Below are 22,866 nucleotides of genomic sequence, written 5' to 3' on the forward strand. Positions count from 1 at the left end.
GCTCGTGTATGAAGATTTGTATAAGCTCAAACCGGCATCGCTGGACGTCGGATAGAATCCTGCGCTTCTTGAAGCAGGATGTATCTCATGAGTACGAGGCACTGGCTGGTTCTCTTTCTTCTGAGTGCTGGCTACGCGCTTGCACTGTCCTATGGCAGCCTTGCCCCTTCTGCGGCCGCAAGTTTCGGCCCGTTGCTCCTCGCCTGGTTATGCGTAGCGTTGCCCTCCCATCAATACATCCGCCTTTTTGGTCATGCGCTGTTTATTGTGACGGGCCTCGCGTTGGCTTTTCATCTGGCACCCGGCTTCAATAGTGCACAAGTCATCGAGGCCACCCGATTCACGGCCGATGCCCAGGTTTTTTCCATGTCGCTTTATCTGGACAAGCCTCTGATCGGCTTCTGGCTGATACTGGCCTGCCCGTGGATCATGCCCAGGGTCGACATGACCCATTCGCTGCAAACCGGCGTTCTGGCGCTGATCGTGACGTCAGCGTTCTGCATGACAGCAGCCGTCATTCTTAACGTTGTCGGCTGGGCACCCAAATGGCCTGATCAAGGCCTGATATGGCTGCTCAACAACCTGTTGCTGGTGACCCTGACCGAAGAACTGTTTTTTCGCGCATATCTGCAAGGCGGTCTGCAGCGCCTGTTCAAGGGCTCTAGGTTTGCGAGCGCACTGTCGATCACCCTCGCTGCAAGCCTGTTCGGGCTCGCTCACACAGGTGCTGGCTGGGAGTGGATAGTGTTGGCGAGCATGGCAGGTGTGGGTTACGGCATCGCGTTTCGTTTTGGTGGCTTGCAAGCGGCGATCATCAGTCACTTCGGTCTGAATCTGGTGCACTTCGGGCTTTTCACTTATCCCATGCTTGCCCGGTAATGCTGACCGTCCGGTCATTTGTGACGCACCGCTCAATTTATCGATACGCCGGCCGATAACACGCCATAGTCTTCCGGATCGAAGGATCGAAACCCAATGCGCAACAACCAGCCCATCACTCAACATGAGCGGACTTTTCCTGCCGAGCAGCGACTGATCTCCACCACCGACACCCGCGGTACGATCACGTATTGCAACGATGCCTTCGTCGACATCAGTGGTTACAGCGAGGCGGAACTGCTCGGTGCAGCGCACAACACCGTGCGTCACCCGGACGTGCCACCTGCGGTTTTCGAGCACATGTGGACCACTCTCAAAACCGGGCAGCCGTGGATGGGCATCGTCAAGAATCGCTGCAAGAACGGCGATCATTACTGGGTCAACGCCTACGTGACGCCGATGCTGGAAAACCGCAAGGTGGTGGGTTTCGAGTCGGTACGCATCAAACCGACCGCCGAACAGATCCGTCGTGCCGAGGCGCTTTATGCCCGGATCAACAAGGGCAAGAGCGCGATACCGGGCCGCGACAAGTGGCTGCCGATACTTCAGGACTGGCTGCCATTCATTCTGGTCAGTCAACTGAGCTTCCTGATCGGCGTATGGCTCAACTCGCAGTGGGGCTTTGCCCTGGCGGCGGCGCTTTCAGTGCCACTGGGCCTGCTGGGATTGTCCTGGCAGCAGCGCGGCACCAAACGTTTGTTGCGCCTGGCCGAGCAGACGACCTCTGACCCGCTGATCGCACAGATGTATACCGACAGCCGTGGCCCACAAGCGCGCCTGGAAATGTCGATCCTCAGCCAGGAAGCACGTCTGAAGACTTGTCTTACGCGTTTGCAGGACACCGCCGAACACTTGACCAGTCAGGCTCGTCAGTCCAACTCGCTGGCCAATGCCAGTTCGACCGGGCTGGAGCGTCAGCGTGTGGAAACCGAGCAGGTCGCCGCCGCCATCAATCAGATGGCCGCCACTACCCAGGAAGTCGCCAGCCACGTAAACCGTGCTGCCGATGCCACCCAGCAGGCCAATGAACTGACGCGTCGCGGCCGCGATATCGCCGGTGAAACCCTCGAAGCCATTCAGCGCCTGTCCACCTCGGTGGGCGAAACCGGCCTGACCGTGACCCGACTGGCCAAGGACAGCGATGAAATCGGCGGCGTGGTCGATGTGATCAAAGGCATCGCCGACCAGACCAACCTGCTGGCTCTCAACGCGGCGATCGAAGCGGCGCGCGCCGGCGAGATGGGCCGCGGCTTTGCGGTCGTGGCGGATGAAGTACGCCAGTTGGCGCAACGCACCGCCGAGTCCACAGGGCAGATCCATGGTCTGATCGCCAAACTGCAGCAGACCGCCAACGACGCGGTACAAACCATGGACGCCGGTCGCCGTCAGGCAGAAGAAGGCGTGGCCCGGGTGCTGGAAGCGGACCAGGCACTGGTGGGCATCAGCGAGGCCGTCGCCAACATCACTGACATGACCACCCAGATCGCCACCGCCACTGAAGAGCAAAGCGCCGTCGCCGAGGAGATCAACCGCAATATCGCCACCATCGCCAGCCTGGCTGACCAGACATCGGACGAAGCCCATCGCTCGGCAGTGTTGAGTGGTGAACTGACCGATACGGCAAACTCGCAGTATTCGTTGGTGGAGCGATTTAATCGCTGAGACTTGAGACTGTTTTCAACGCCTCGACAAACTTCGGTTGGTCGGGGCTTTTTATGGGGTGCCAGTGTTATGCGCGGTTAGCTTTAAATATAAATCTGACAGAATCCGGGAAGCGATCTGAAGACTGCGCAGAATATTTCTTTAACACGTTCGACGACAGCAACGTAGCACTTTTTACCTTTGACAGCGCACTCATACTCCGATGAGTTGAAATTCAAGTAGTGCGGTAGTTATTTATTACCCCTATAACTATCGTTTATCACTTGAGTAAAAACTTCAGCTCTGCGCCATGTGGCGCCTGCCTTTTTAATTGGAGAGACAACCTGCGGGATTTCAGCGAGTACTATCAATTTTCCACACCCGTGTTCCAGCAGCAAGCCCTGTAGATAGCTTTCAGTCAGAGGTTCCTGCCAGCGACCATGTCACGATCAACTATAAGGTCATCGACTGTGCGGACAAGGAAACTCTGAAAAAGACTTCCTAACTTTGGCAAAATCTCCGGACACCAGTCGCCGAGCTTTTCGATGATGAAACAGATGACCTTCGCCGACGCCGAGTATGCCGGCAAGCGCAAGCAGACCCGTAAGGAATTGTTCCTGATCGAGATGGATCAGGTGGTGCCCTGGAAAGGTTTGATTGCCCTGATTGAGCCCTATTATCCAAAAGGAGAAGGTGGCCGGCCCGCCTACCCACTGATGGCGATGCTGCGTGTTCATCTGATGCAGAACTGGTTCGGCTACAGCGATCCGGCGATGGAAGAAGCGCTGTATGAGACGACCATCCTGCGTCAGTTTTCAGGCCTGAGCCTGGAGCGCATTCCAGACGAAACCACGATTCTCAACTTCCGTCATCTGCTGGAAAAGCACGAGTTGGCGACCGGGATTCTCGGCGTAATTAATGGTTATCTGGGCGACCGTGGCTTGTCGTTGCGTCAAGGCACCATCGTCGATGCCACGCTGATCCACGCGCCCAGTTCGACCAAGAACAAGGATGGCAAACGCGATCCTGAGATGCATCAAACCAAGAAAGGTAACCAGTACTATTTCGGCGCCAAGGCTCACATCGGCGCCGACGACGAGTCAGGCCTGGTGCACAGCGTGGTAGTAACAGCGGCCAATGTGGCAGACGTCACGCAGGTTGCCAAACTGCTACACGGCGAGGAAAACGTAGTCTGCGCCGACGCAGGTTACACCGGGGTTGAGAAGCGCGAAGAACATGCTGGGCGCAAGGTCATTTGGCAGATTGCCGCCCGCCGCAGCACTTACAAAAAGCACGGAAAACGCAGTGTTTTGTACAAGGCGATCCGCAAAATCGAGAAGGCCAAGGCTCAGGTTCGCGCCAAGGTCGAGCATCCGTTTCGGGTCATCAAACGCCAGTTTGGCTATGAAAAAGTGCGCTTTCGGGGCTTGGCCAAGAACACCGCGCAGATGGTGACGTTGTTCGCCCTGTCAAACCTGTGGATGGCCCGCCGACATTTGTTGGCGAGCGCAGGAGAGGTGCGCGTGTAATGCAGGAAATGGTTACCGCAAAAGGCTTTGCAGCGGCCGAAAGAGCTGAAAAGCGAAGATAATTGAGCAAATTTCGACATGCATCGTTTTTTGAAAAGTGCTGAGGACTCGGTAGCCGGAAAACATGGGAGTATCAGTTTTTTTGTGTTCGGGCTGGTTAGGGCCTGCCGTCAGGCAGGCCCTTGTTTTACCAGCTCGGTCTGGTAAATCGGTCTCCGTACAGGATCGCAAATTGATTCATTGCCACTTTCCAGTCGTGTGCCGCATGACCCCAGTTGGCGGTGATGTTGCGCAACCCAAGCCATATCAGTTTCGTCGCAGCCTCATCGGTCGGGAAGTGCCCTCGAGTCTTGATGATCTTGCGTAACTGGGCATTGATGCTCTCGATGGCATTGGTCGTGTAAACCACTTTGCGAATGCCCGCCGGAAAAACAAAAAACGGTATAACCCGATCCCAGGCGCGACGCCATGCAGCAACTACAGTCGGATACTGCTTGCCCCAGGGGCCCGCTTCAAAGGCGTTAAGCTCTTGCTCAGCCACATCGGCATTGATCGCCTGGTAGATCGGCTTGAGTGCTTTGGCCAGTGCCCGACGTTTATCCCAAGCGGCATAGTCCAAGCTGTTGCGGATCAGATGCACGATGCAGGTTTGCAGCGTCGTGGCAGGAAAAACCGCCCCCAACGCCTCCGGTATTCCTTTGAGGCCATCCGTGACGGCGATCAGAACATCTTCAACGCCACGAGTCTTGAGGTCGTTGAACACCTTCATCCAAAACTTGGCACCCTCGGTGCTCTCGATCCATATACCCAGAATGTCGCGCGTGCCATCAGGTAATACCCCCAGCGCCAGATAAATAGCCTTGTTGCACACTAACCCCTCGTCCCGGATTTTGACCCGTAACGCATCGAAGAAGATCACCGGATACATCGGTTCCAAGGGTCGTTGCTGCCAAGCGCCCACCTCTTCCATGACCGCATCGGTGACTGAGCTGATGAAGTCATGGGACACGTCAGTTCCATACTGCTCAGATAGAAAAGCGCGGATCTCACGCACCGTCATGCCCCGGGCGTACATGGCAATTATCTTGTCGTCGAAGCCTGTAAAACGTCGTTCGTGCTTGGGAATCAGGATCGGGGCGAAGCTACCATCGCGGTCTCTGGGGATATCCAGGCGAAGCGGCCCGTCGTCGGTCAGAACCGTCTTGCTGCTTTTGCCATTACGCTGATTGGTCGACTCCTCAGGGCGCTCCGCGCCCTGAGGGTAACCAAGGTGGTGACCCAGCTCGGCGCCTAGCGCACGCTCGATCAGAGCCTTCTTGAACGCCATGGACGCGTCTTGAATGGCTTCGGCGCTCATCGGGCCTTTAACAAACTGCTCGATCAGCTCTTGGGGAATCGAGGGCAACTCCCTCGCTGTTGCATTGGCGGACTTCTTTTTGGTCGGCATACATGCACCTCTAGCTACATGTTATGCCCGAACACAAAATTTCTGACAGTCTCGAAAACATCCGGCTACTTCAGACCTTCCACAATGCGTCACTGCTCTCGCACTCCGTGACGCTGTCAATGCAGCTTTAAGCACAGCAGCCTACATTTCTTGCCTACAACCTTGACGGTTTCGCACGCTGATGCGTGCGAGACCCTAATGATAAAGTTGAGTGAATATTCCTATGCATGAGTGGGAATCTAGACAAAACGCAGTTTTTTACCTTTTGTAAGATTTATCTGTAGTTAACGTCCTACAGGTATTTCACGCAGAAAAAGTTCAAGAAAAGTATCTGCACCCAGCTTTACCCTTTATTTACAGCATCCTTGACACTAATGATCAATAATTTAGTACGCACATGCTACAAAATGTAACCGCACAACCATACACAACCCGTGCATGACTTTGAAATGGGCAGACACTTGACCTGAACACTTATGTGCCTTGTAATATTTCCGCTGCCGACAACTGCCGGCATATACATAACAACTCAACTTAATGTCAATAAAAGAGTTTACGATGGATAAAGAACAATCCACGGATGTAGTGGCGCGCACCCAAAAAGAAAAAAACAACCCCAAAAGCGCGAGTGCTGTTCAAGAAGCCCCACCCCACGAGAGCCTCTACCGACAGGCGAGACCCCTCCATCTTCCGTCCGATATTTCCAACACGCTGAAAGCACCTGTGCTGCCTGACATCGATCCTGATTCCATCAGTCACGAGCAGGCACATGCGGGCATTACCATTCATATCCCCGGGTCAGTCAAAATGTGCTGGGGTGACGAAATCCATTTCTATTGGGGGAAAAACCTGTCATCGACAACGCTTTTCCATCGGGTAGGCGAAAACAGCGTGGTACGTGTGCTGTGTATTTCCTACAACTTCACGCCCTATGTTCAGTACGGTCTGGTTGACCTGTATTACGAGCTTTATCGCGATCATCGCCTGATCGGCACATCGCCGGTGTTGCGGGTGAACGTCAACTACGCAGTGCCTGTCACGTCCCGACAGAGGCAACGCAAACGCAGGTTTATCGATCAATAACTGAAGAGCCCCCGGTGATCACTCACCGGGGGCTCTGGTGTTGCTCAGGCACTGGCCTTAAGAATCAGAATGCCAGGCGTAGCCCCACATTCGCCCCCCAGGGTTGCTCGATATGCCGACCTTTCATGTAATCAAAGTCTGCATGCAGTTTCAGACGTTCGGACAGCGACACCGATACCCCGGCGCCCAGTTCGCCGCGAGAACCGAACAGGCTGTTATCAAATTTAACATCGTTGGCTTTCACCTCGTTATGGCGCGAAAACTCCTGCGCAATGGCGACACGCACATAAGGCTGCAGCACCCCGCCGTCCTTGAGCGCAACACTGCGGCCCAGCGAGGTGCCGACCTTGCCCAGTACCGACTGGGTGTGGTCGTTCTTCGCCTTCATGCCATTATCCAGACGCAGCTCCTGCCCCTGAACGACAACGCTGGACAGCTGAGCGAAGGGCTCAAGGAAGTAATCGTCCGCCAGCTTGATGTGGCGGCCAAACTCTACCCAGCCCCCTACCCCGTTGTTGGTGTAGTCACCCTTGGCCTTGCTTGCATCGCTCATGGCGACATCTGCCTTGTTGCGAAAGCGGTTGAGTTTGAGCACCCCGTCAACGTAGTAGCCGTCGTCCGACAGCCAGGTGGCATAGGCACCTGCATAGTAGCTGTCGACTTTTCCCGTAGTACCACGGCTCAAATCGATACCGGACGTGCTGTACCCTCCCAGCACACCCAGCACCAATTGGCCGCTGCTGACCTCGACAGGCGCATCGGCACCCAGCGACAGGCCATTTTGCTTCTGCCGATAGTCGACACCATCACTGGTCGTGGCATTAAGCCTGTTGCCATAGGCACGCATCCAGCCGCCCGCCCTGCCGCTTGCGCGAACCTCGCCCATGCGCGAACGCAGGGTAGAGAGCTCACTCATCCAGATGGCAGGTGCCGCGCTGTAAAGCGCAAGCGCGCTCTGGGTCGAGGGGCTTATGACCTTGTCTTTACCGACGATGAACCAGTCATTGCCCTGTTGCTCCAGCAGATACGAATAGGCGCCGAGGTCGACACGCCCGCCCAGCAGGCTGAATTGCGCGTCACCACCTTCGGTATGCACCACCTTGAGCGGTGCCATGTCAGCAGAGACAACCTCCACCCCCGTGTTGCGCACCCGCAACCCGAACTGACCACTGGCCTGGCCGTTGACGTCGATGAGATCTCCGACACCGTTGTCCAGATCCACGCGCAAACCAAACGTGCCGCCCCCTGACAACTCAGTCAGCGAAAGTGTATGGAACCCTTCACCAACAAACGAAACCCTCCCCCCGTGCAGGGAAAGCGACCTGACGGCATTGTCGCCCTGCATCTGCCAGTGACTGCCCGAGGTAATCGCCAGACGGTTGCCATTGACGATGTCGCCGTTCAATTGCGCGCCGTTTTGCAGCGTGATGTTCAGGGTGCTGGTGTCATCGGCGACAAGGTTGCCATTGAGGGTGCTGTTGTCGACGTTGAAGTTGACAGTGCTGTGATCTTCCACCTCCAGCAGGTTGCCATTTCCAGCCCATAGCTCGGAATGGTTTTGCACAGCAATGTCGGCCTCGATGTCGAACGTAGCGCGTTGGTTTACTTTGATAGCGGCCCCGGCCAAACCCTGGACTATCGATCGGTCAATCACAGCAACGGACTTGTTTCCGACCAGTATTCCGGCTTGGGATCCATCTACCAGATGGATTCCATTCATGTCGCCTGTCACATGACTGTTGTCGGCGATCAGCACATTGGCGCCAGAAACAAAAATCCCCTGGCCACTTTTGCTTTGCGACGCAAACCCGCGCACATCGGTATTGAAAATACTCAGCGCCCCCCACAACCCGACTGAAATACCGTAGCCCGATCCCGATACATCGCTTGAATGAGCCGATACCGTGGAGCCAGGGTTGATAGAGCCCATCACTCCATGAAGAACAATGCCGCTACCTGTCGCGTTTTTCACGGTAGCGTTGGAGAGATTACCCAGCGCATCGGAAAGGCTGATACCGCTCTCAACCACGCCGGACTGAATATTGACCGTAGCGTCTCTCACGACCACCTGGTCTGCTCGCCCACCGACAATATTAAGAACACTTTGATCACCAATATGATAAGAATCGAAGGGAGTATCAGGACCTACGGTAATGATTTCGGCCCGTCTAACGGTTTCATCTGGCAACTCTTCATCCGGCCACAATCCGGTGACTGCTTCAGTGTCTAAAGACAGACCATTATTATCGCTCGATGCCGCTGCCGACGCCTGCACATTAGCTAGAGCACCAAAGGCAATCACGGCAAGTTGAAACGCGCCACCCCGCGACTTAACGACATTACTTTTTCTACTAGACACCGTCCATCTCCTCGTTTTTTTGAGAGTGGAAAGATAGCTCACTTAATTCATAAACTCTGGCCCTGTTCAATACCCAAAACGTAGGAGCATTCCCAAAATAATATAAGAATTTTCTTACAGCGAGCATCCAAATGGACGCCAAGCAAAAAATTCGCAAACTAATTAAATAATTCCCACGCAACCACTTGACCAACCCACTAAAACCCTATTACGTCCAATTGTGACTGGGAACATCATTAGCTCTTTCGCCAAGTACCAGCCAAAAAAACCTTATTCAGAAACGCGTTCGAAAAAGTAGGAAATCCCCTACAAAATTTTAATGACAAGGCATCTACACATGAAAAATTGCTCAAACAACTATCTCCCAACACCTGTTTCAGTTTCCGGAAACAGGCATCGAAACTTGAATCTTGTATTGACTGCACCCGATATTGCAGTCGCATTTCATGATCAGGATACGCCAGGGCTCATACCGGTCGCTGACGCATCCCAAACGTTGACGGTCGATCTCGTTGTATGGCCAGCCGCACTTCCTGGTTACACCTATCAACTGCTGTTCAACAGTATCGCGACCGGTCCCCGAAAACTGATTCTGCCCTCACATGCACCAGGAGACCCCCTGCACCTGGAGATCCCGGCCGAACTGTTGCTGGAAGGTTTCCACGATGTCGCGTACGTCGTTGTCAATCCGATCAATCAGGTAGAACAGAAATCGGAAATTTTCCGGATTCAGATCGACCGGACAGCGCCAGGCGCTCCGGAGCTTGCTGCCATACAGTTCCCAGCCGAGATCCAGAACGGTCTGACTGCCGCCGAGCTCGATCAACTGGGTGGCCAACTGGATGTACAGATTGCCGGCTACACCGGTATGGCCAAGCATGACCGCATTCTGACCAGGTGGGGAGATATCGTAGGCCCTACTGCTGTCGTCAACGAAACCGATATGGGGCTGGACAAGGTCTCGGTCACTTTTACACGAGCGTTTCTGCAAACGTTGGGGGAGGAAGAAAAGCAGGTGTGTTACCAGGTCATCGACCGTGCGGGCAACCCTTCAATCCTCTCGAACACTGTAGCGGTGAAATTAAGGCTGAAAGACTTGCCTTCTGATTATCCGGCACCTGTGATTGATCAAGCGGTAGACGATCTGATTGACTATCTGGAAGCTCAGGCCGGAGTATTGGTCGACATCCCCCATTATCCGGGCGCAGCGGCGCTTGATAGCATCCAGCTATTCTGGGGCACCAATAATCCCTTGACCCCTGTCTTCGTTGCACCTGGCGACGAAAATGAAGCCGTCATACTCACGTTGAAGCTGCCATTCGAGGCCATTACCCAAGGTCCGCAAGGCGACGCAGCGGTTCATTATGAAGTGTCTCGCAACGGCGAACTGACGGGCACATCGCTGGACACCCACATAGACGTTTTTACAACACTTCCCTTCCCTACCCCCTTGAGCAACTTGACGGTACAAGGAACGAGCGTACAAAACCCGAACACCCAGGACAACTTCATCGACGAAGACGATTACGAGTTGAACGGCAGAGGAGTAGTACTCTGGAATACAGGGTTCGAAATCAATGATGATCTGAACCTGTATTGGGGTAACCAGGTAAAAACGCAGTGGTATCAAATACGGTCTAGCGACGTTGCAGCGACAAGAGACTTGATTATTCCGATTGATAACGAGCTGATGAAGTTGCAAGGCACCGGCGAGGCCATTCCGGTGTACTTCACAGTCACGCGCACAGGAAACCCAAACAGTATGACGAGTCCGACTCAGCCTGTAACAGTACGGTCTCGAGAAGAGCAACCCGGTGGCGAAAACGGATTGACCGGGCCCACGTTCAATCTCACGTCCAACGGAGTGCTGGGCCCCAATGAAAATCCGGACGGTGCCGATGTAAAAGTTTCACCTTATGTCAATATTGCCGAGGGCCAGAAGATCACCTTCACGTTCAAGGGTTTTGACGACTTCAATAATCCCATCGAAGCCGCTACTTATGTGACGACTCGTAAGCTGGATGAAGTGGATGTTGTGCAAGGGCATGTATTCAAGGTCCCTCAGATCAACACACTGCTTATTTGCACAGGGTTTGCGGAGGCGAGTTATACCGTCGACCCTGTCGAAGGCAGCAATCAAAGTCCGGCAAACTCCACGGTCACTCGCGTCATCGTGCATATGCTTAAACCTACCGACTTTACCTGTCTGAGTCGCTAAACCGTTGCGGGCTCACAACGCCCGCAACTTTTAAACTTATAAGGAACACCCATGTATAACCTTGCGACTGAAAAAAAAGAAACCGTGCTGACTGCGCCAGTCATCGCAGCCGCCTTGAACGATGGGCTATTACCCATCGACAGTTTGAACACGCCCCTCGAAGTGCTGTTGAACGTCTGGCAAGGCGCGCGCCCCGGCTATACCTATCAGCTGTACTTCGATGGAGTGCTTATTGGTCTCAAGAAAGAGATCCTGCTTTCGCAGATGCCAGGTGACGACCTCATGCTGCACATTCCATCCGAGCTGTTGACCGAAGGCCGTCACTCTGTGGCTTACGCGGTCGAAAACCCGATCAATATGGTCGTCGAGTTTTCTGCCGAGACAGTTGTAATCGTAGACCTAACCCCGCCTGGCGATCCGCTGCTGGCCCCCATCATTTTTCCCACGCAGGTACAGAACGGTCTGACCTCAGAAGAACTGCAAACCATGGGTAACGTGCTTTCAGGGACGATTGCCAGCTACAACGGCATGCAGGAGGGCGATGTTGTCCGCACCTACTGGAATGATCTGCCCGGTCCGATGGCGGTGGTGAGCAGTGATGACGTGGGTCTTAAACGAACAATGGTTGACTTCGCCAGGTCGTTTCTGGAGTTGATCGGCGACATTGAGGCGCCGGTTTACTACACGATTACAGATCTGGCAGGGAATCTGTCCATGGCCTCGGAGGCGGTGGACGTGAAGCTGCAACTCGCGCAAGCAACGCCCCTGCCCACCCCAACCATAAAAGAAGCCGCCGGCAACACGCTAGACCCGGCTAACGCCCCATCCGGGGCAACCGTGGTGATCGACGCCACCGCCAACCTGAAAGCCGGCGATCAGGTGATCGTGCAATGGCAAGGGCCCAACGGCAATGACACGCGGGAAAAGACGCTGACCGGCGCGGACGCGGGCAAGACGCTGGAGGTAGTGTTTGCTGCGGCGCTGGTAACGGCAAACGCCGGGCAGACGGTGGCGGTTTCTTATGTGGTCAATCGCGTCAATGGTCTGGTACAGGTATCCGACACACTGGCCTTGCAGATTCTGATGGGGCAGCCCGAGCTAGTGCTGGACACTTCGCCGGTTACGCTGGCCGGCAAGGTGTATCTGCTCCCAGGCTTGCCGGAACTGTTGCCGAACTTCCCGGCCGACACCACCCTTCAGCGTCAGGCCAGTGGCGGACAGGCGCCCTATCAGTACACCTCGAGCAACCTGCTGGTCGCGAAAGTGGACAGCAACGGGCTGGCCTCGGTTCGAGGCAACGGCACGGCCACCATTACGGCGACCGATGCTTCGGGCGCGAGTAAAAGCTACCTGATTACCGTCGTCGGCGTCATCCATTGCATCGGCCTGGGCAGCGGGAGCTTTTCTCAGATCAGCAAAAACGCAGGCAACAACGGCGCAAGGATTCCGACCATTCACGAACTGGTGGAGATCTATAACCTGTACGGCAATCGCTGGCCGATGGGCAACGGTAATTATTGGTCGTCCACTGTTTCAAGCGCCGGCATCGGGGGCTGGAACTGGTACTACGTGAAGAACATGGTCTCTGGCGGAAACTTCAAGTTGAAGAGCCACAACTCCAGTCTTGGCGTTGGCATCAGATGATCGAAAACTGATGAACCTGTAATCATCAAACAGGGCGTTACTCGAGAGGGCAACGCCCTGCTTCTATTCATACGTTCTACAGAGTCAGGCCATGCACCACACCACATCCCCAGCCAAACGCTTTGTTCGTGCCGCGTCGTGTGAAGGCAGCTTTCAGGCCTGCGTCAATAAGCGACCGTTCAAGGTGCTTGCCCTGGCGGGCCAATTGACCCTGCGGGCTGAGCTGGAGCAGGCACCCGATCAGTGGGTATGGAAGCTGATCGTCGACGGCAAGGTGGGCACAAAACGAACGACTATCGGGCTGTTTCTGGACAACGACCTGAAACCCGGTGATCACAATCTGCCAGGCCATGCCCAGATCAAAGTGATTTACAACGAGACGCAGCACCGGCAGAACACCCTCTATCATTCGGCACACTTTCAAAACGGCACCCTGAGCCTGTTGGAAGCCAATCCCTATACTCTGCGCCTGCGCGGACGCTTCAGTTTCAGCATGTCATCGATTAATTTCGAAGTGACCAACGGCTTTTTCGACGTACATTGCCGATAAATCAGGTGCGCAGAAAGCGGGCAATCACTTGCGCCGACTCGACCAGGCATTGTTCATGGCTGATACCTGCGACTTTCAATGGTTTGAGGTCGTGATTGGCGGTCGGCAACCAGTGCAGTTGAATAGCGCTGGACAACGCATAACCCTCCACTGCTTCGCGATTACCCAACGCATCGCGCTCGCCCTGAACGATCAGAGCAGGTGTCTTCAATTCAGCCAGATGGGCCACGCGCGGTTTCTCCGGCTTGCCCACGGCATAGAACGGATACCCCAGGCAAACCAGCGCATCCGCCTCGATCTCATCGGCAATCAGGCTGGCCATTCGCCCGCCCATCGACTTGCCGCCAACAGCCAGTCGCCCAGCCACAAAAGGCCTGACCAAGGCATAGACCTCTCGCCAGCATTCCAGCAATTGCGCCTGCGGATTGGGCGGACGCTTGCTGCCGCCATGACGCCGCAGGGCCATGTAAGGAAACTCGAAGCGCAGGACGCTGACGCCTTGCGCCGCAATATCAGTGGCCATGTGGCTCATGAAATCGCTGTCCATCGGTGCGCCTGCGCCATGTGCCAGCAGCAAGGTGGGCGCCTCGTGCGCGTCTGCGCGCAGGGTGGGCGTCCATAACCAGCCTTTTTCGTTGATCAGTTGCAGCCATTGATCCTTGCCGATGCCGGACTGTGGGCCTTTGCTCATGCTTGCCTCGTTCAGATAAATCTCAGAGTAGCCCGCTACTATAACCGCGAATCCTGCGTGAATCGCGCAAGCGCAGAGCGCGTGGACGCACCGACAGGGACGCCCTGCCGGACAGCCACCATTCAGGTCCGCCCGGTTAATCTGCCAAGGTGCACAAGGTAAAAGTACCAAGGCGATGAGCGCCCCAAACCTGACACCGCCGGGCGGTTTCATTGACGGTACTGGCCTCGCACAATTGCAACAGAACCGCTGAGTCGGTCGCCAGAGTCATATGCCTGCTCAGGCCAGTTTGCTGGGCTATGACAGATGCAACCGCCGATTGAACATGCGTGACAGTCTTTGCGCGAGTCCTGATCAACTCGTCTGTACGCGAGGGTCGCCACCGCTTTGCTCCAATCCAGCGGCGATGCGTGAACTCCGCACCCTGCAACGGGGTGCGGAATACTCGCTGACAATACAACGCAGATTATCCGCTCCGCGCTGCGGCTTCCCACACCCTTCTTTCAAAGCTAAACTCGTCGACACACGTCTGCTGCAACCATTTGACGCTCGCTAATGTGCCTGTCTGTTCCTGCCCCTGCCTTTTCGTGTGCCTCGATGCCATTTACAGCGATGCATCGCCCGAGCCCGATTACGTCTGCGGTCAACATCTGAATCGTGGAAGTCTGTAATGAACACAACAACCAGTCCGACGACCTACAACTACACAGTGGTGCGCCAGTTTGCCATCATGACCGTGGTCTGGGGCGTGATCGGCATGAGCCTGGGCGTGTTCATCGCTTCGCAGCTGGTCTGGCCGGGACTGAACCTGGAACTTGAATGGACCACCTTCGGACGCCTGCGGCCGTTGCACACCAACCTGGTGATCTTTGCGTTCGGCGGCTGCGCGCTGTTTGCCACCTCTTATTACGTGGTGCAGCGCACCTGCCAGACGCGGCTTGTTTCCGATGGCCTCGCGGCGTTTACCTTCTGGGGCTGGCAAGCCGTGATTGTCGGCGCCATCGTGACGCTGCCGATGGGCTACACCACCACCAAGGAATATGCCGAACTTGAATGGCCGGTGGCCATTCTGCTGGCGATCGTCTGGGCCGCCTACGCTGCGGTGTTTTTCGGCACCATCGTCAAACGCCGGACCCGGCATATCTATGTCGCCAACTGGTTTTACGGCGCATTCATCGTGGTGACCGGCATGCTGCACATCGTCAACCACATCTCGCTGCCGGTCAGCCTGTTCAAGTCCTATTCGGCCTACGCCGGAGCGACCGACGCCATGATCCAGTGGTGGTACGGGCACAATGCCGTAGGTTTTTTCCTGACCACCGGCTTTCTCGGCATGATGTATTACTTCGTGCCCAAACAGGCCGAGCGCCCGGTGTACTCCTATCGTTTGTCCATCGTGCATTTCTGGGCATTGATCACCCTGTATATCTGGGCCGGTCCGCACCATCTGCACTACACCGCCCTGCCAGACTGGGCACAGTCGCTGGGTATGGTCATGTCGATCATTCTGCTGGTACCCAGCTGGGGCGGGATGATCAACGGCATGATGACGCTGTCGGGTGCATGGCATAAGTTGCGGACCGATTCGATACTGCGCTTTCTCGTGGTCTCGCTGGCGTTCTATGGCATGTCGACCTTTGAAGGCCCGATGATGGCAATCAAGACCGTCAACTCGCTGTCGCACTACACAGACTGGACCATCGGCCACGTACATGCCGGGGCATTGGGCTGGGTGGCGATGATTACCATCGGGTCGGTTTATCACATGATCCCGAAAATCTACGCCCGTCCGCACATGCACAGTGTCGGCCTGATCAACACGCATTTCTGGCTCGCGACCGTCGGTACTGTGCTGTACATCACCTCGATGTGGGTCAATGGCATCACCCAGGGCCTGATGTGGCGTGCAGTGAACGACGACGGCACGCTGACCTATTCCTTCATCGAGACCATGCAGGCCAGTCACTCCGGCTACATCGTGCGCGCCATCGGCGGTGCCATCTTCACCAGCGGCATGCTGTTGATGGCCTACAACGTGATACGTACAGTGCGAGCCTCTGACCCGCAGGCGGCCGAGGCCGCTGCGCGCATTGCCGTCGTGGGAGCGCATTGATGAAACATGATGTGCTCGAAAAAAACATCGGCCTGCTGGCGTTCTTTATGGTTATTGCCGTGAGCATCGGCGGGCTGACGCAGATCGTCCCGCTGTTTTTTCAGGATGTGACCAATCAACCGATCGAAGGCATGAAACCACGCAGCGCGCTGGAGGTAGAAGGCCGCGATGTATTCATCGCCAATGGTTGCGTAGGCTGCCACTCACAGATGATCCGGCCATTACGCGCCGAAACCGAACGCTACGGGCATTACTCGGTGGCGGGCGAAAGCGTCTGGGACCATCCGTTTCTATGGGGTTCCAAACGCACCGGGCCGGACCTGGCCAGGATCGGCGGTCGCTACTCGGATGAGTGGCACCGTGTGCACCTGAATAACCCTCGGGACGTGGTCCCAACGTCGATCATGCCCGCCTATCCGTTTCTGGCCGAGAAAAAGATCGACAGCACGCAGACGGCAAAAAAGCTGCAAGTGCTGCGTACCCTTGGCACCCCGTACACCGACGCGGACATCGCCGGTGAGGCCGCCGCCGTGCAGGGCAAGACTGAAATGGACGCGCTGGTGGCCTATCTGCAAGGCCTCGGCACGCTCATCAAGAGCAAACGGTGAACATGATGGACATCGGAATGATTCGAGGCCTTGGCACACTGGTCGTGATGGTTGCGTTCATCGGCCTGATGCTGTGGGTGTTCAGCCCTGCCCGCAAGGCGCACTTCGACGATGCGACCCTGTTGCCTTTCGCGGATGACCCCGAGGCCATAGGCAGGGTCGAGCGCGCCAGGGCTGAACGGGAAGATCAACCATGAGTACGTTCTGGAGCCTGTACGTCGCGGTCCTGACGCTGGGCACAATCATCGCCATGCTCTGGCTGCTGCTGTCCACGCGCAAAGGTCAGCCCGACGAACCGACAGATGAGACCGTCGGCCATGCGTTCGACGGCATTGAGGAGTACGACAACCCACTACCCAGATGGTGGTTCTATCTATTCATAGCGACCATCGTTTTTGCGCTGGGTTATCTAGTCCTGTACCCAGGCTTGGGCAACTGGAAGGGTTTGCTGCCCGGTTACGACTATCGGGACAAGGACAGCAAAGTGCAATTCTCCGACGGCCAGCAAGGCTGGAGCAGTGTCCACGAATGGGAACGGGAAGTGGCCGTTGCCGAGGCCCGCTATGGCCCGCTGTTCGCCAAATACGCCGCCATGCCCGTCGAGGAGGTAGCCAAAGACCCGCAGGCGCTGAAAATCGGTGCTCGCCTGTTTGCCTCCAACTGCTCGGTCTGCCACGGCTCTGACGCGAAAGGCGCCTACGGCTTTCCCAATCTGACCGATGCCGACTGGCGCTGGGGCGGCGACGCTCAGGCGATCAAGACGTCGATCATGGCCGGGCGCATGGGCGTGATGCCCGCCCTGGGCGAAGTGCTGGGCGAACAGGGTGTGCGTGATGTATCGGCCTACGTGCTGACCCAACTGGACGCCCGGCAGTTGCCCGAAGGTGCCAAAGCTGACCCGGTCGCGGGCCAGAAGACCTTCGCGACACTCTGCGTTGCCTGTCACGGGCCAGAAGGCAAGGGAATGCCGATTCTCGGCGCGCCGGACCTGACGCATCCCAACGCGTTTATCTACGGTTCCAGCTTCGCGCAGTTGCAGCAGACCATTCGCGATGGCCGCCAGAGCCAGATGCCCGCTCAGCAGGTACTGCAAGGCAATGACCGGGTTCACATTCTGGCTGCCTATGTTTACAGCCTGTCCCGCCAGGAGCAGCCTGCTGAAAAAGAGTGATACGGCTCTTACAGACAGTGCGCCTGGCGTCGTGACGGCCTGAAACCCTCACGACTGCCATTGCCGACACATCAAGGCTTGGAACCGCACTTCATCCTCATTCCGTTCAAAGCCGTATCGTCGTGGTACTTATCATCATCGTCCCCCTGATAGTCTTCGACGCGTGTTTCAAAACCGATAGCAGCCATTCCGGCAGGACAGCGGTAAGTTTTTTTCCAAACGCCATAACTTGTGTCATAGGCTGCGGCTATGGACTGTCCCCCTTCACAAACAAACCTGACAGAGTCCACTGCTGTGTCGTCTCCGTCCTCTTGACGGGGCTCCATTTTCAACTGAAATCCAACGATCGCCTGGTCGGCAGGGCACTTACTGTATCCTGAAAAAGTCCCCCATCCTCCTTCTTTGCTTCTCAGGCCGACATCATCGTGGCAGTACATAACGATCGCATTGACGGCCGTATCGTCATCGTCGCCTTGCCATTTTTCCCCCTTTACATCAAAAGCGTTTATGTACAGTCCACTTGGACACCGTGCCGATGGCCCCCAGGTTCCCCAACTCCCCGCATTGTCATATTCGTCGGTTGGTGGAGTTTTAACTGATTGTTTGAGAGGAAACACACCCAGATGTTGCGCGGTCTCGGGAGTATTATTTCTAACGAGCCAGACGGAAATTTTTCTTGAACTCTCATCAATATCGGTGATGAGAAAAGTCTCTTCAGTTGCCGAACCACTCAGCAAAACGGGCACACCTTCATAGGGACTTGGATATATTCCGGCAGCGGTGTGAAAGTGACCTGCAAAAATGGCTGAGACATCATACTCCTTTAAGAGCTTACGAAATTTAGTGAGGATAGCTTGAGTACGTGGATCGGATGTCCGGGTCCATTCCTCTGCGTCATGCATACCAATAATGACAAATTTTCCATTATCCCTTGCTTGAATCAGCAGATTCTCCAGCCAGCCATTCTCAACGGGTGACAAAATATCAAACTCATTTGTTGTCCATACACCTGAAGAATAAAACCAGTTTGTATACGAAGGATCCAAATTCAGCTGAATGTACCGCACACTTCCAAAATCCTTAAAGTACGCAAAGCTTCCTGAATACTTTTTGGTGGTATGAATAAGTCCGCTTTCATTAACGCTATAATCCATCCGATTACCGCCCATCCGGCCTGCAAGGTCCTCCATACTGTCTCGGGCGCAGCCATTATTTTCACAGCCGTCTATATTATTCTTGTAATCATGATTACCAAGTCCAAAATACCAATTCGTCGATAATATTGAATCCAGTGTCCCTTACAAAAATGCCCTTTCCTCGCCATGGCCAAACGCCGTCATGTCTCCGTTTATGATGACCGGGTTATTGCCGGTCCCGCCCATGGCTCCGGCACGCCATTTTTGTATCGCAGAATATTGATTTCTGATGAGGTCTTCAGTACTAACCTCGTTAACCGAGGAGCGGGATTGCAGTAGGACGTCCTGCGATTGCCGGTGCGGCAAAGCGCCCAGACTGTCCTCTGTGTTTTTTTTATCCTTTGACCAAGGGTATTGAGGGTCAGAAGCAAATATAATATGCCTTATTATGCCCTTAGGCCCGACCCCGCCCGTGCTCACCACAGCGTCTGGGCTTTCATTTTCCACATCACTAACGCACCCGCACATCAATAACAATGTGCTGAACAACGCACAAGGAAAAAGCCTGTAGTTAGACATATCAAAACCCTCATGAAAACTAAAACCCCAGAACCCAAACGCGGACAGAGAGCGTTACTCAGAGCATTTCGGCTGTACTCATTATTACAAACATCTGCTGAAACTCTACTATCAGAACTGATAGGTCGGCTATTAGATACCGACGGCAGTTCTTTGAGTGACAAACGGCACGACGTTTAATAAGTAGCCCAGTCATAGGGGCTGTTTATTACTCCACGCCTACGTGACGGGCTTCGGTAATAAATTTCGCCTTTCTGCAATCTGAAATACCAAGAGAAGCTGACGACGCGCACTGACGCGCATGCAGATAAGCACTGCATAACGCTGCGTCAGGAACCATCAGATCAAGTGGATTTTTAGCATCGGGATACCAGGCAAGCAGTGCGCGGTAGTAATGTGCGTCACCGCACGCATTGTAGTTACATCTCTACACGCTTAGAATTGCTCATTATGACATCGATGTGTCTGCCCATTCCGGAGGTCGCTTTCATGACAACTACCCTCTCAAGCCGCGAATTCAACCAAGACACCAGCGGGGCCAAGAAGGCCGCGAATGAAGGCCCGGTGTTCATTACCGACCGAGGCCGCCCTGCCCATGTGCTGCTTTCGATCGAGGCGTACCTGCAACTGACCGGCAGTGCAGCGAGCATCGCTGACCTGTTGATCATGCCGGAGCACCTCGATATCGAATTCGAGCCGCAACGGGCTGTCATCACGACTCGACCGGTTGACCTGTCCTGATGTTCCTGCTCGACACCGACGTGGTGTCCGAACTCAGAAAACGCAACGCCGATGCGCACGTGCTCCGTTGGTCGCGAACCCAGATGGCGTCCAGCCTGTTCATCTCGTCCATCACGATTCTTGAGCTCGAAACAGGTATCCTGCGTATCGAACGCCGCGACCCGACACAGGGCGCAGCATTGCGAATGTGGCTTGAGCAGCATGTATTGAAAGCGTTCGCCGGGCGTATCCTGACAGTCGACACTCAGGTCGCAAGGCGCTGCGCCCAACTGCATGTCCCCGACCCGCGCAGCGAATGCGATGCGTTGATCGCGGCTATTGCGCTGGTGCATGGCATGACCGTGGTCACACGCAACACAATCGACTTTCAGTCGTGCGGGGTCGCGCTGCTCAACCCCTGGGTCAGCCAGTTGGATGAAGAAGCGGCCGTCTATTCACGTGCGTCACGTTGAACGCAGATGTAAACCTGCCTGACCTGTATCGGCCCGGGCTACTCCACCGCCGCTGGACCCATCAATGAGCAACCAGATTCCAGTACACGACATCACACCGCCATCCGAAAAAAGCGGCGAATTCATCAACCTCTATGCCTCGCGCGCAAAAATCCACACCCGCGCGTTCAAAGGTCTGTTTCGAAATGTGCGGATGCTCGGCGGTGCCGTGTTGCTGCTTATCTTTTTCGGCACGGTCTGGCTCAATAAAGGTGGGCACCAGGCGGTCTGGTGGGACCTGCCGCAACGCAAGTTCTACATCTTCGGCGCGACGTTCTGGCCGCAGGATTTCATCCTGTTGTCCGGCATTCTGATCGTTGCAGCCTTCGGGCTGTTCTTCATTACGGTCTATGCCGGACGGGTATGGTGCGGCTACACCTGCCCGCAAAGCGTCTGGACCTGGATGTTCATGTGGTGCGAGAAAGTCACCGAGGGTGACCGCAACCAGCGCATCAGGCTTGACCATGCCCCGATGAGCACCGGCAAACTGGCGCGCAAGCTCGCTAAGCACAGCCTGTGGCTGCTGATCGGCTTTGCCACGGGCATGACCTTTGTGGGTTACTTCTCTCCCATTCGCGACTTGTGCATTGATCTGTTCACAGGCGAAGCGGATGGCTGGGCGTATTTCTGGGTCGGCTTCTTCACCCTGGCCACTTACCTCAATGCAGGCTGGCTGCGCGAGCAGGTGTGCATCTATATGTGCCCCTACGCGCGGTTCCAGAGCGTGATGTTCGACAAGGACACGCTGATCATCTCCTACGACCCGAATCGTGGCGAAACCCGCGGGCCACGTAAAAAGGAAGCCGATCATCGTGCTCAGGGCCTGGGCGACTGCATCGACTGCACGATGTGCGTGCAGGTCTGTCCGACCGGCATCGACATTCGCGACGGCCTGCAGGTGGAATGCATCAGCTGTGCGGCGTGCGTCGATGCCTGCGATACAGTCATGGACAAGATGGACTACCCTCGCGGCCTGATTCGCTACACCACCGAACACAATCTGTCCGGGCAGCGCACCCGCACCTTGCGCCCGCGCCTGATCGGTTATGCACTGGTTCTGTTGCTGATGATCGGGCTGCTGATCGCGGCCTTCTGCATGCGTGGGCTGGTGGGTCTGGAGGTCAGCAAGGACCGTATGCTTTTTCGGGAAAACGCCGAAGGCCGTATCGAAAACGTCTACACCGTGAAAGTGATGAACAAGGATCAGGTGGATCATGACTATGTGCTGGAGGCCAGCGGCCTGCCCGACCTGAAACTGCAGGGCCGTCGGGAAATCAGCGTCCCGGCAGGCGAGATCGTCAGCCTGCCGGTGGAGCTGTCCAGCGCGCCGGAAAAACTCCCGGCACACAGCAACGAAGTCACCTTTACCCTCAAGGACATCGACAGCGACACACATGTCGACACCAAAAGCCGTTTCATCGGCCCACCTCTTCGTTAAGAGCACCGTCATGCCCGTTGCGACTGCTGCAAGCCCTTGGTACAGGCACCTCTGGCCATGGATCATCATCGCCATTCTGACCTGCTCGGTGACGTTGAGCCTGTCGATGGTGTTCATCGCAGTGACCAACCCTGACCCGCTGGTCACCGATAACTACTACGAGGCCGGCAAAGGCATCAATCGCTCGCTGAATAGGGAAATGCTTGCGCAAAACCTCAAACTGCACGCCCGTGTACATCTGGACGAGTTGACCGGCGAAGTCGAGCTGCGCCTGAGCGGCAACAGCAACCCGGAGCGTCTGGAGTTGAACCTTATTTCGCCGACGCGCCCTGCCAGTGATCGCCGTGTGTTCCTGACCCGCAGCCCGTCTGAACCGGGCCGTTACATCGGGCAGTTGCAAGACCGGGTCGAGGGTCGGCGCTTTGTGGAACTGCTGGGTGTCCAAGGCGACCAGACCTGGCGTCTGTTCGAAGAAGAGCAGGTCGACGCTGCTGACCTGACCCTGGGCGACGAACCCCTGCAAGCCGCGCAACGCCGGAAAGACTGAA

At 55.6% G+C, this 22,866-nt stretch carries 19 protein-coding genes; 15 read left to right on the forward strand and 4 right to left on the reverse strand.

Annotation, left to right across the window (positions count from 1 at the left end; translation table 11 throughout):
- Positions 1 to 87: 87 nt before the first annotated feature.
- The 3 genes from FFH21_RS17705 to FFH21_RS17715 all read left to right on the forward strand — a co-directional run bounded on the left by FFH21_RS17705 (position 88) and on the right by FFH21_RS17715 (position 4,049).
- Positions 88 to 879, forward strand: a complete 792-nt coding sequence (locus FFH21_RS17705) for a CPBP family intramembrane glutamic endopeptidase (RefSeq protein ID WP_011169066.1) — start codon at positions 88 to 90, stop codon at positions 877 to 879.
- 96 nt (positions 880 to 975) lie between these two features.
- Positions 976 to 2,541 (forward strand): PAS domain-containing methyl-accepting chemotaxis protein, encoded by a 1,566-nt coding sequence (locus tag FFH21_RS17710; protein ID WP_011169067.1) that lies wholly within the window; start codon positions 976 to 978, stop codon positions 2,539 to 2,541.
- 527 nt (positions 2,542 to 3,068) lie between these two features.
- The gene (locus FFH21_RS17715) at positions 3,069 to 4,049 is read left to right on the forward strand and encodes an IS5-like element ISPsy2 family transposase (protein WP_004665467.1); all 981 of its coding nucleotides are present in this window, start codon (positions 3,069 to 3,071) and stop codon (positions 4,047 to 4,049) included.
- 187 nt (positions 4,050 to 4,236) lie between these two features.
- Here FFH21_RS17715 and FFH21_RS17725 read toward each other — a convergent pair whose 3' ends face one another.
- Positions 4,237 to 5,496 (reverse strand): IS256-like element ISPsy17 family transposase, encoded by a 1,260-nt coding sequence (locus FFH21_RS17725; protein ID WP_004666928.1) that lies wholly within the window; start codon positions 5,494 to 5,496, stop codon positions 4,237 to 4,239.
- 558 nt (positions 5,497 to 6,054) lie between these two features.
- Between FFH21_RS17725 and FFH21_RS17730 the strand changes: the two genes are divergently transcribed.
- The gene (locus tag FFH21_RS17730) at positions 6,055 to 6,579 is read left to right on the forward strand and encodes a hypothetical protein (RefSeq protein ID WP_004665827.1); all 525 of its coding nucleotides are present in this window, start codon (positions 6,055 to 6,057) and stop codon (positions 6,577 to 6,579) included.
- 64 nt (positions 6,580 to 6,643) lie between these two features.
- Here FFH21_RS17730 and FFH21_RS17735 read toward each other — a convergent pair whose 3' ends face one another.
- Entirely contained in the window at positions 6,644 to 8,509 is a 1,866-nt protein-coding gene (locus FFH21_RS17735) for an autotransporter outer membrane beta-barrel domain-containing protein (RefSeq protein WP_019742167.1), read from the reverse strand.
- Positions 8,510 to 9,275: 766 nt separating this feature from the next.
- Between FFH21_RS17735 and FFH21_RS17745 the strand changes: the two genes are divergently transcribed.
- From FFH21_RS17745 to FFH21_RS17755, 3 genes are all read left to right on the forward strand, one after another.
- The gene (locus tag FFH21_RS17745; protein ID WP_011169069.1) at positions 9,276 to 11,156 is read left to right on the forward strand and encodes a hypothetical protein; all 1,881 of its coding nucleotides are present in this window, start codon (positions 9,276 to 9,278) and stop codon (positions 11,154 to 11,156) included.
- A gap of 51 nt (positions 11,157 to 11,207) precedes the next feature.
- Positions 11,208 to 12,800 (forward strand): hypothetical protein, encoded by a 1,593-nt coding sequence (locus FFH21_RS17750; RefSeq protein WP_011169070.1) that lies wholly within the window; start codon positions 11,208 to 11,210, stop codon positions 12,798 to 12,800.
- Between the two features lie 91 nt (positions 12,801 to 12,891).
- Positions 12,892 to 13,350, forward strand: coding sequence for a hypothetical protein (locus FFH21_RS17755; protein WP_011169071.1), 459 nt, complete (start codon positions 12,892 to 12,894; stop codon positions 13,348 to 13,350).
- A gap of 1 nt (position 13,351) precedes the next feature.
- Here the strand turns inward: FFH21_RS17755 and FFH21_RS17760 are convergent, their stop codons facing one another.
- Positions 13,352 to 14,041 (reverse strand): alpha/beta family hydrolase, encoded by a 690-nt coding sequence (locus tag FFH21_RS17760; RefSeq protein ID WP_004664499.1) that lies wholly within the window; start codon positions 14,039 to 14,041, stop codon positions 13,352 to 13,354.
- Between the two features lie 670 nt (positions 14,042 to 14,711).
- Here FFH21_RS17760 and ccoN point away from each other — a divergent pair.
- From ccoN to ccoP, 4 genes are read left to right on the forward strand one after another with little or no spacing between them, the layout of a single operon-like run.
- Complete coding sequence (ccoN, locus tag FFH21_RS17765) at positions 14,712 to 16,154, forward strand: cytochrome-c oxidase, cbb3-type subunit I (protein ID WP_011169073.1); 1,443 nt, start codon at positions 14,712 to 14,714, stop codon at positions 16,152 to 16,154.
- The gene (gene ccoO / locus FFH21_RS17770; protein ID WP_011169074.1) at positions 16,154 to 16,762 is read left to right on the forward strand and encodes a cytochrome-c oxidase, cbb3-type subunit II; all 609 of its coding nucleotides are present in this window, start codon (positions 16,154 to 16,156) and stop codon (positions 16,760 to 16,762) included. The genes ccoN and ccoO overlap by 1 nt, the downstream gene beginning before the upstream one ends.
- Before the next feature lie 5 nt (positions 16,763 to 16,767).
- Entirely contained in the window at positions 16,768 to 16,959 is a 192-nt protein-coding gene (locus tag FFH21_RS17775; protein WP_002554248.1) for a CcoQ/FixQ family Cbb3-type cytochrome c oxidase assembly chaperone, read from the forward strand.
- Entirely contained in the window at positions 16,956 to 17,933 is a 978-nt protein-coding gene (gene ccoP / locus FFH21_RS17780; RefSeq protein WP_004664495.1) for a cytochrome-c oxidase, cbb3-type subunit III, read from the forward strand. The genes FFH21_RS17775 and ccoP overlap by 4 nt, the downstream gene beginning before the upstream one ends.
- A gap of 71 nt (positions 17,934 to 18,004) precedes the next feature.
- Here ccoP and FFH21_RS17785 read toward each other — a convergent pair whose 3' ends face one another.
- The gene (locus FFH21_RS17785) at positions 18,005 to 19,225 is read right to left on the reverse strand and encodes a metallophosphoesterase (RefSeq protein ID WP_234937034.1); all 1,221 of its coding nucleotides are present in this window, start codon (positions 19,223 to 19,225) and stop codon (positions 18,005 to 18,007) included.
- Positions 19,226 to 20,137: 912 nt separating this feature from the next.
- Between FFH21_RS17785 and FFH21_RS17790 the strand changes: the two genes are divergently transcribed.
- From FFH21_RS17790 to FFH21_RS17805, 4 genes are all read left to right on the forward strand, one after another.
- On the forward strand, positions 20,138 to 20,389 hold the full coding sequence (locus FFH21_RS17790; RefSeq protein ID WP_004664491.1) for a type II toxin-antitoxin system Phd/YefM family antitoxin: 252 nt from the start codon (positions 20,138 to 20,140) through the stop codon (positions 20,387 to 20,389).
- Positions 20,389 to 20,841 carry a type II toxin-antitoxin system VapC family toxin gene (locus tag FFH21_RS17795; RefSeq protein WP_011169077.1) on the forward strand — a complete coding sequence of 151 codons (453 nt, stop codon included), beginning with the start codon at positions 20,389 to 20,391 and terminating at the stop codon, positions 20,839 to 20,841. Before FFH21_RS17790 ends, FFH21_RS17795 begins: the two co-directional genes overlap by 1 nt.
- Before the next feature lie 64 nt (positions 20,842 to 20,905).
- Complete coding sequence (ccoG, locus tag FFH21_RS17800; RefSeq protein ID WP_011169078.1) at positions 20,906 to 22,318, forward strand: cytochrome c oxidase accessory protein CcoG; 1,413 nt, start codon at positions 20,906 to 20,908, stop codon at positions 22,316 to 22,318.
- Between the two features lie 10 nt (positions 22,319 to 22,328).
- Positions 22,329 to 22,865 carry a FixH family protein gene (locus tag FFH21_RS17805; RefSeq protein WP_004661434.1) on the forward strand — a complete coding sequence of 179 codons (537 nt, stop codon included), beginning with the start codon at positions 22,329 to 22,331 and terminating at the stop codon, positions 22,863 to 22,865.
- Position 22,866 lies beyond the last annotated feature (1 nt).

This window comes from Pseudomonas sp. KBS0707 (assembly GCF_005937945.2).
GTDB classification, from domain to species: domain Bacteria; phylum Pseudomonadota; class Gammaproteobacteria; order Pseudomonadales; family Pseudomonadaceae; genus Aquipseudomonas; species Aquipseudomonas amygdali.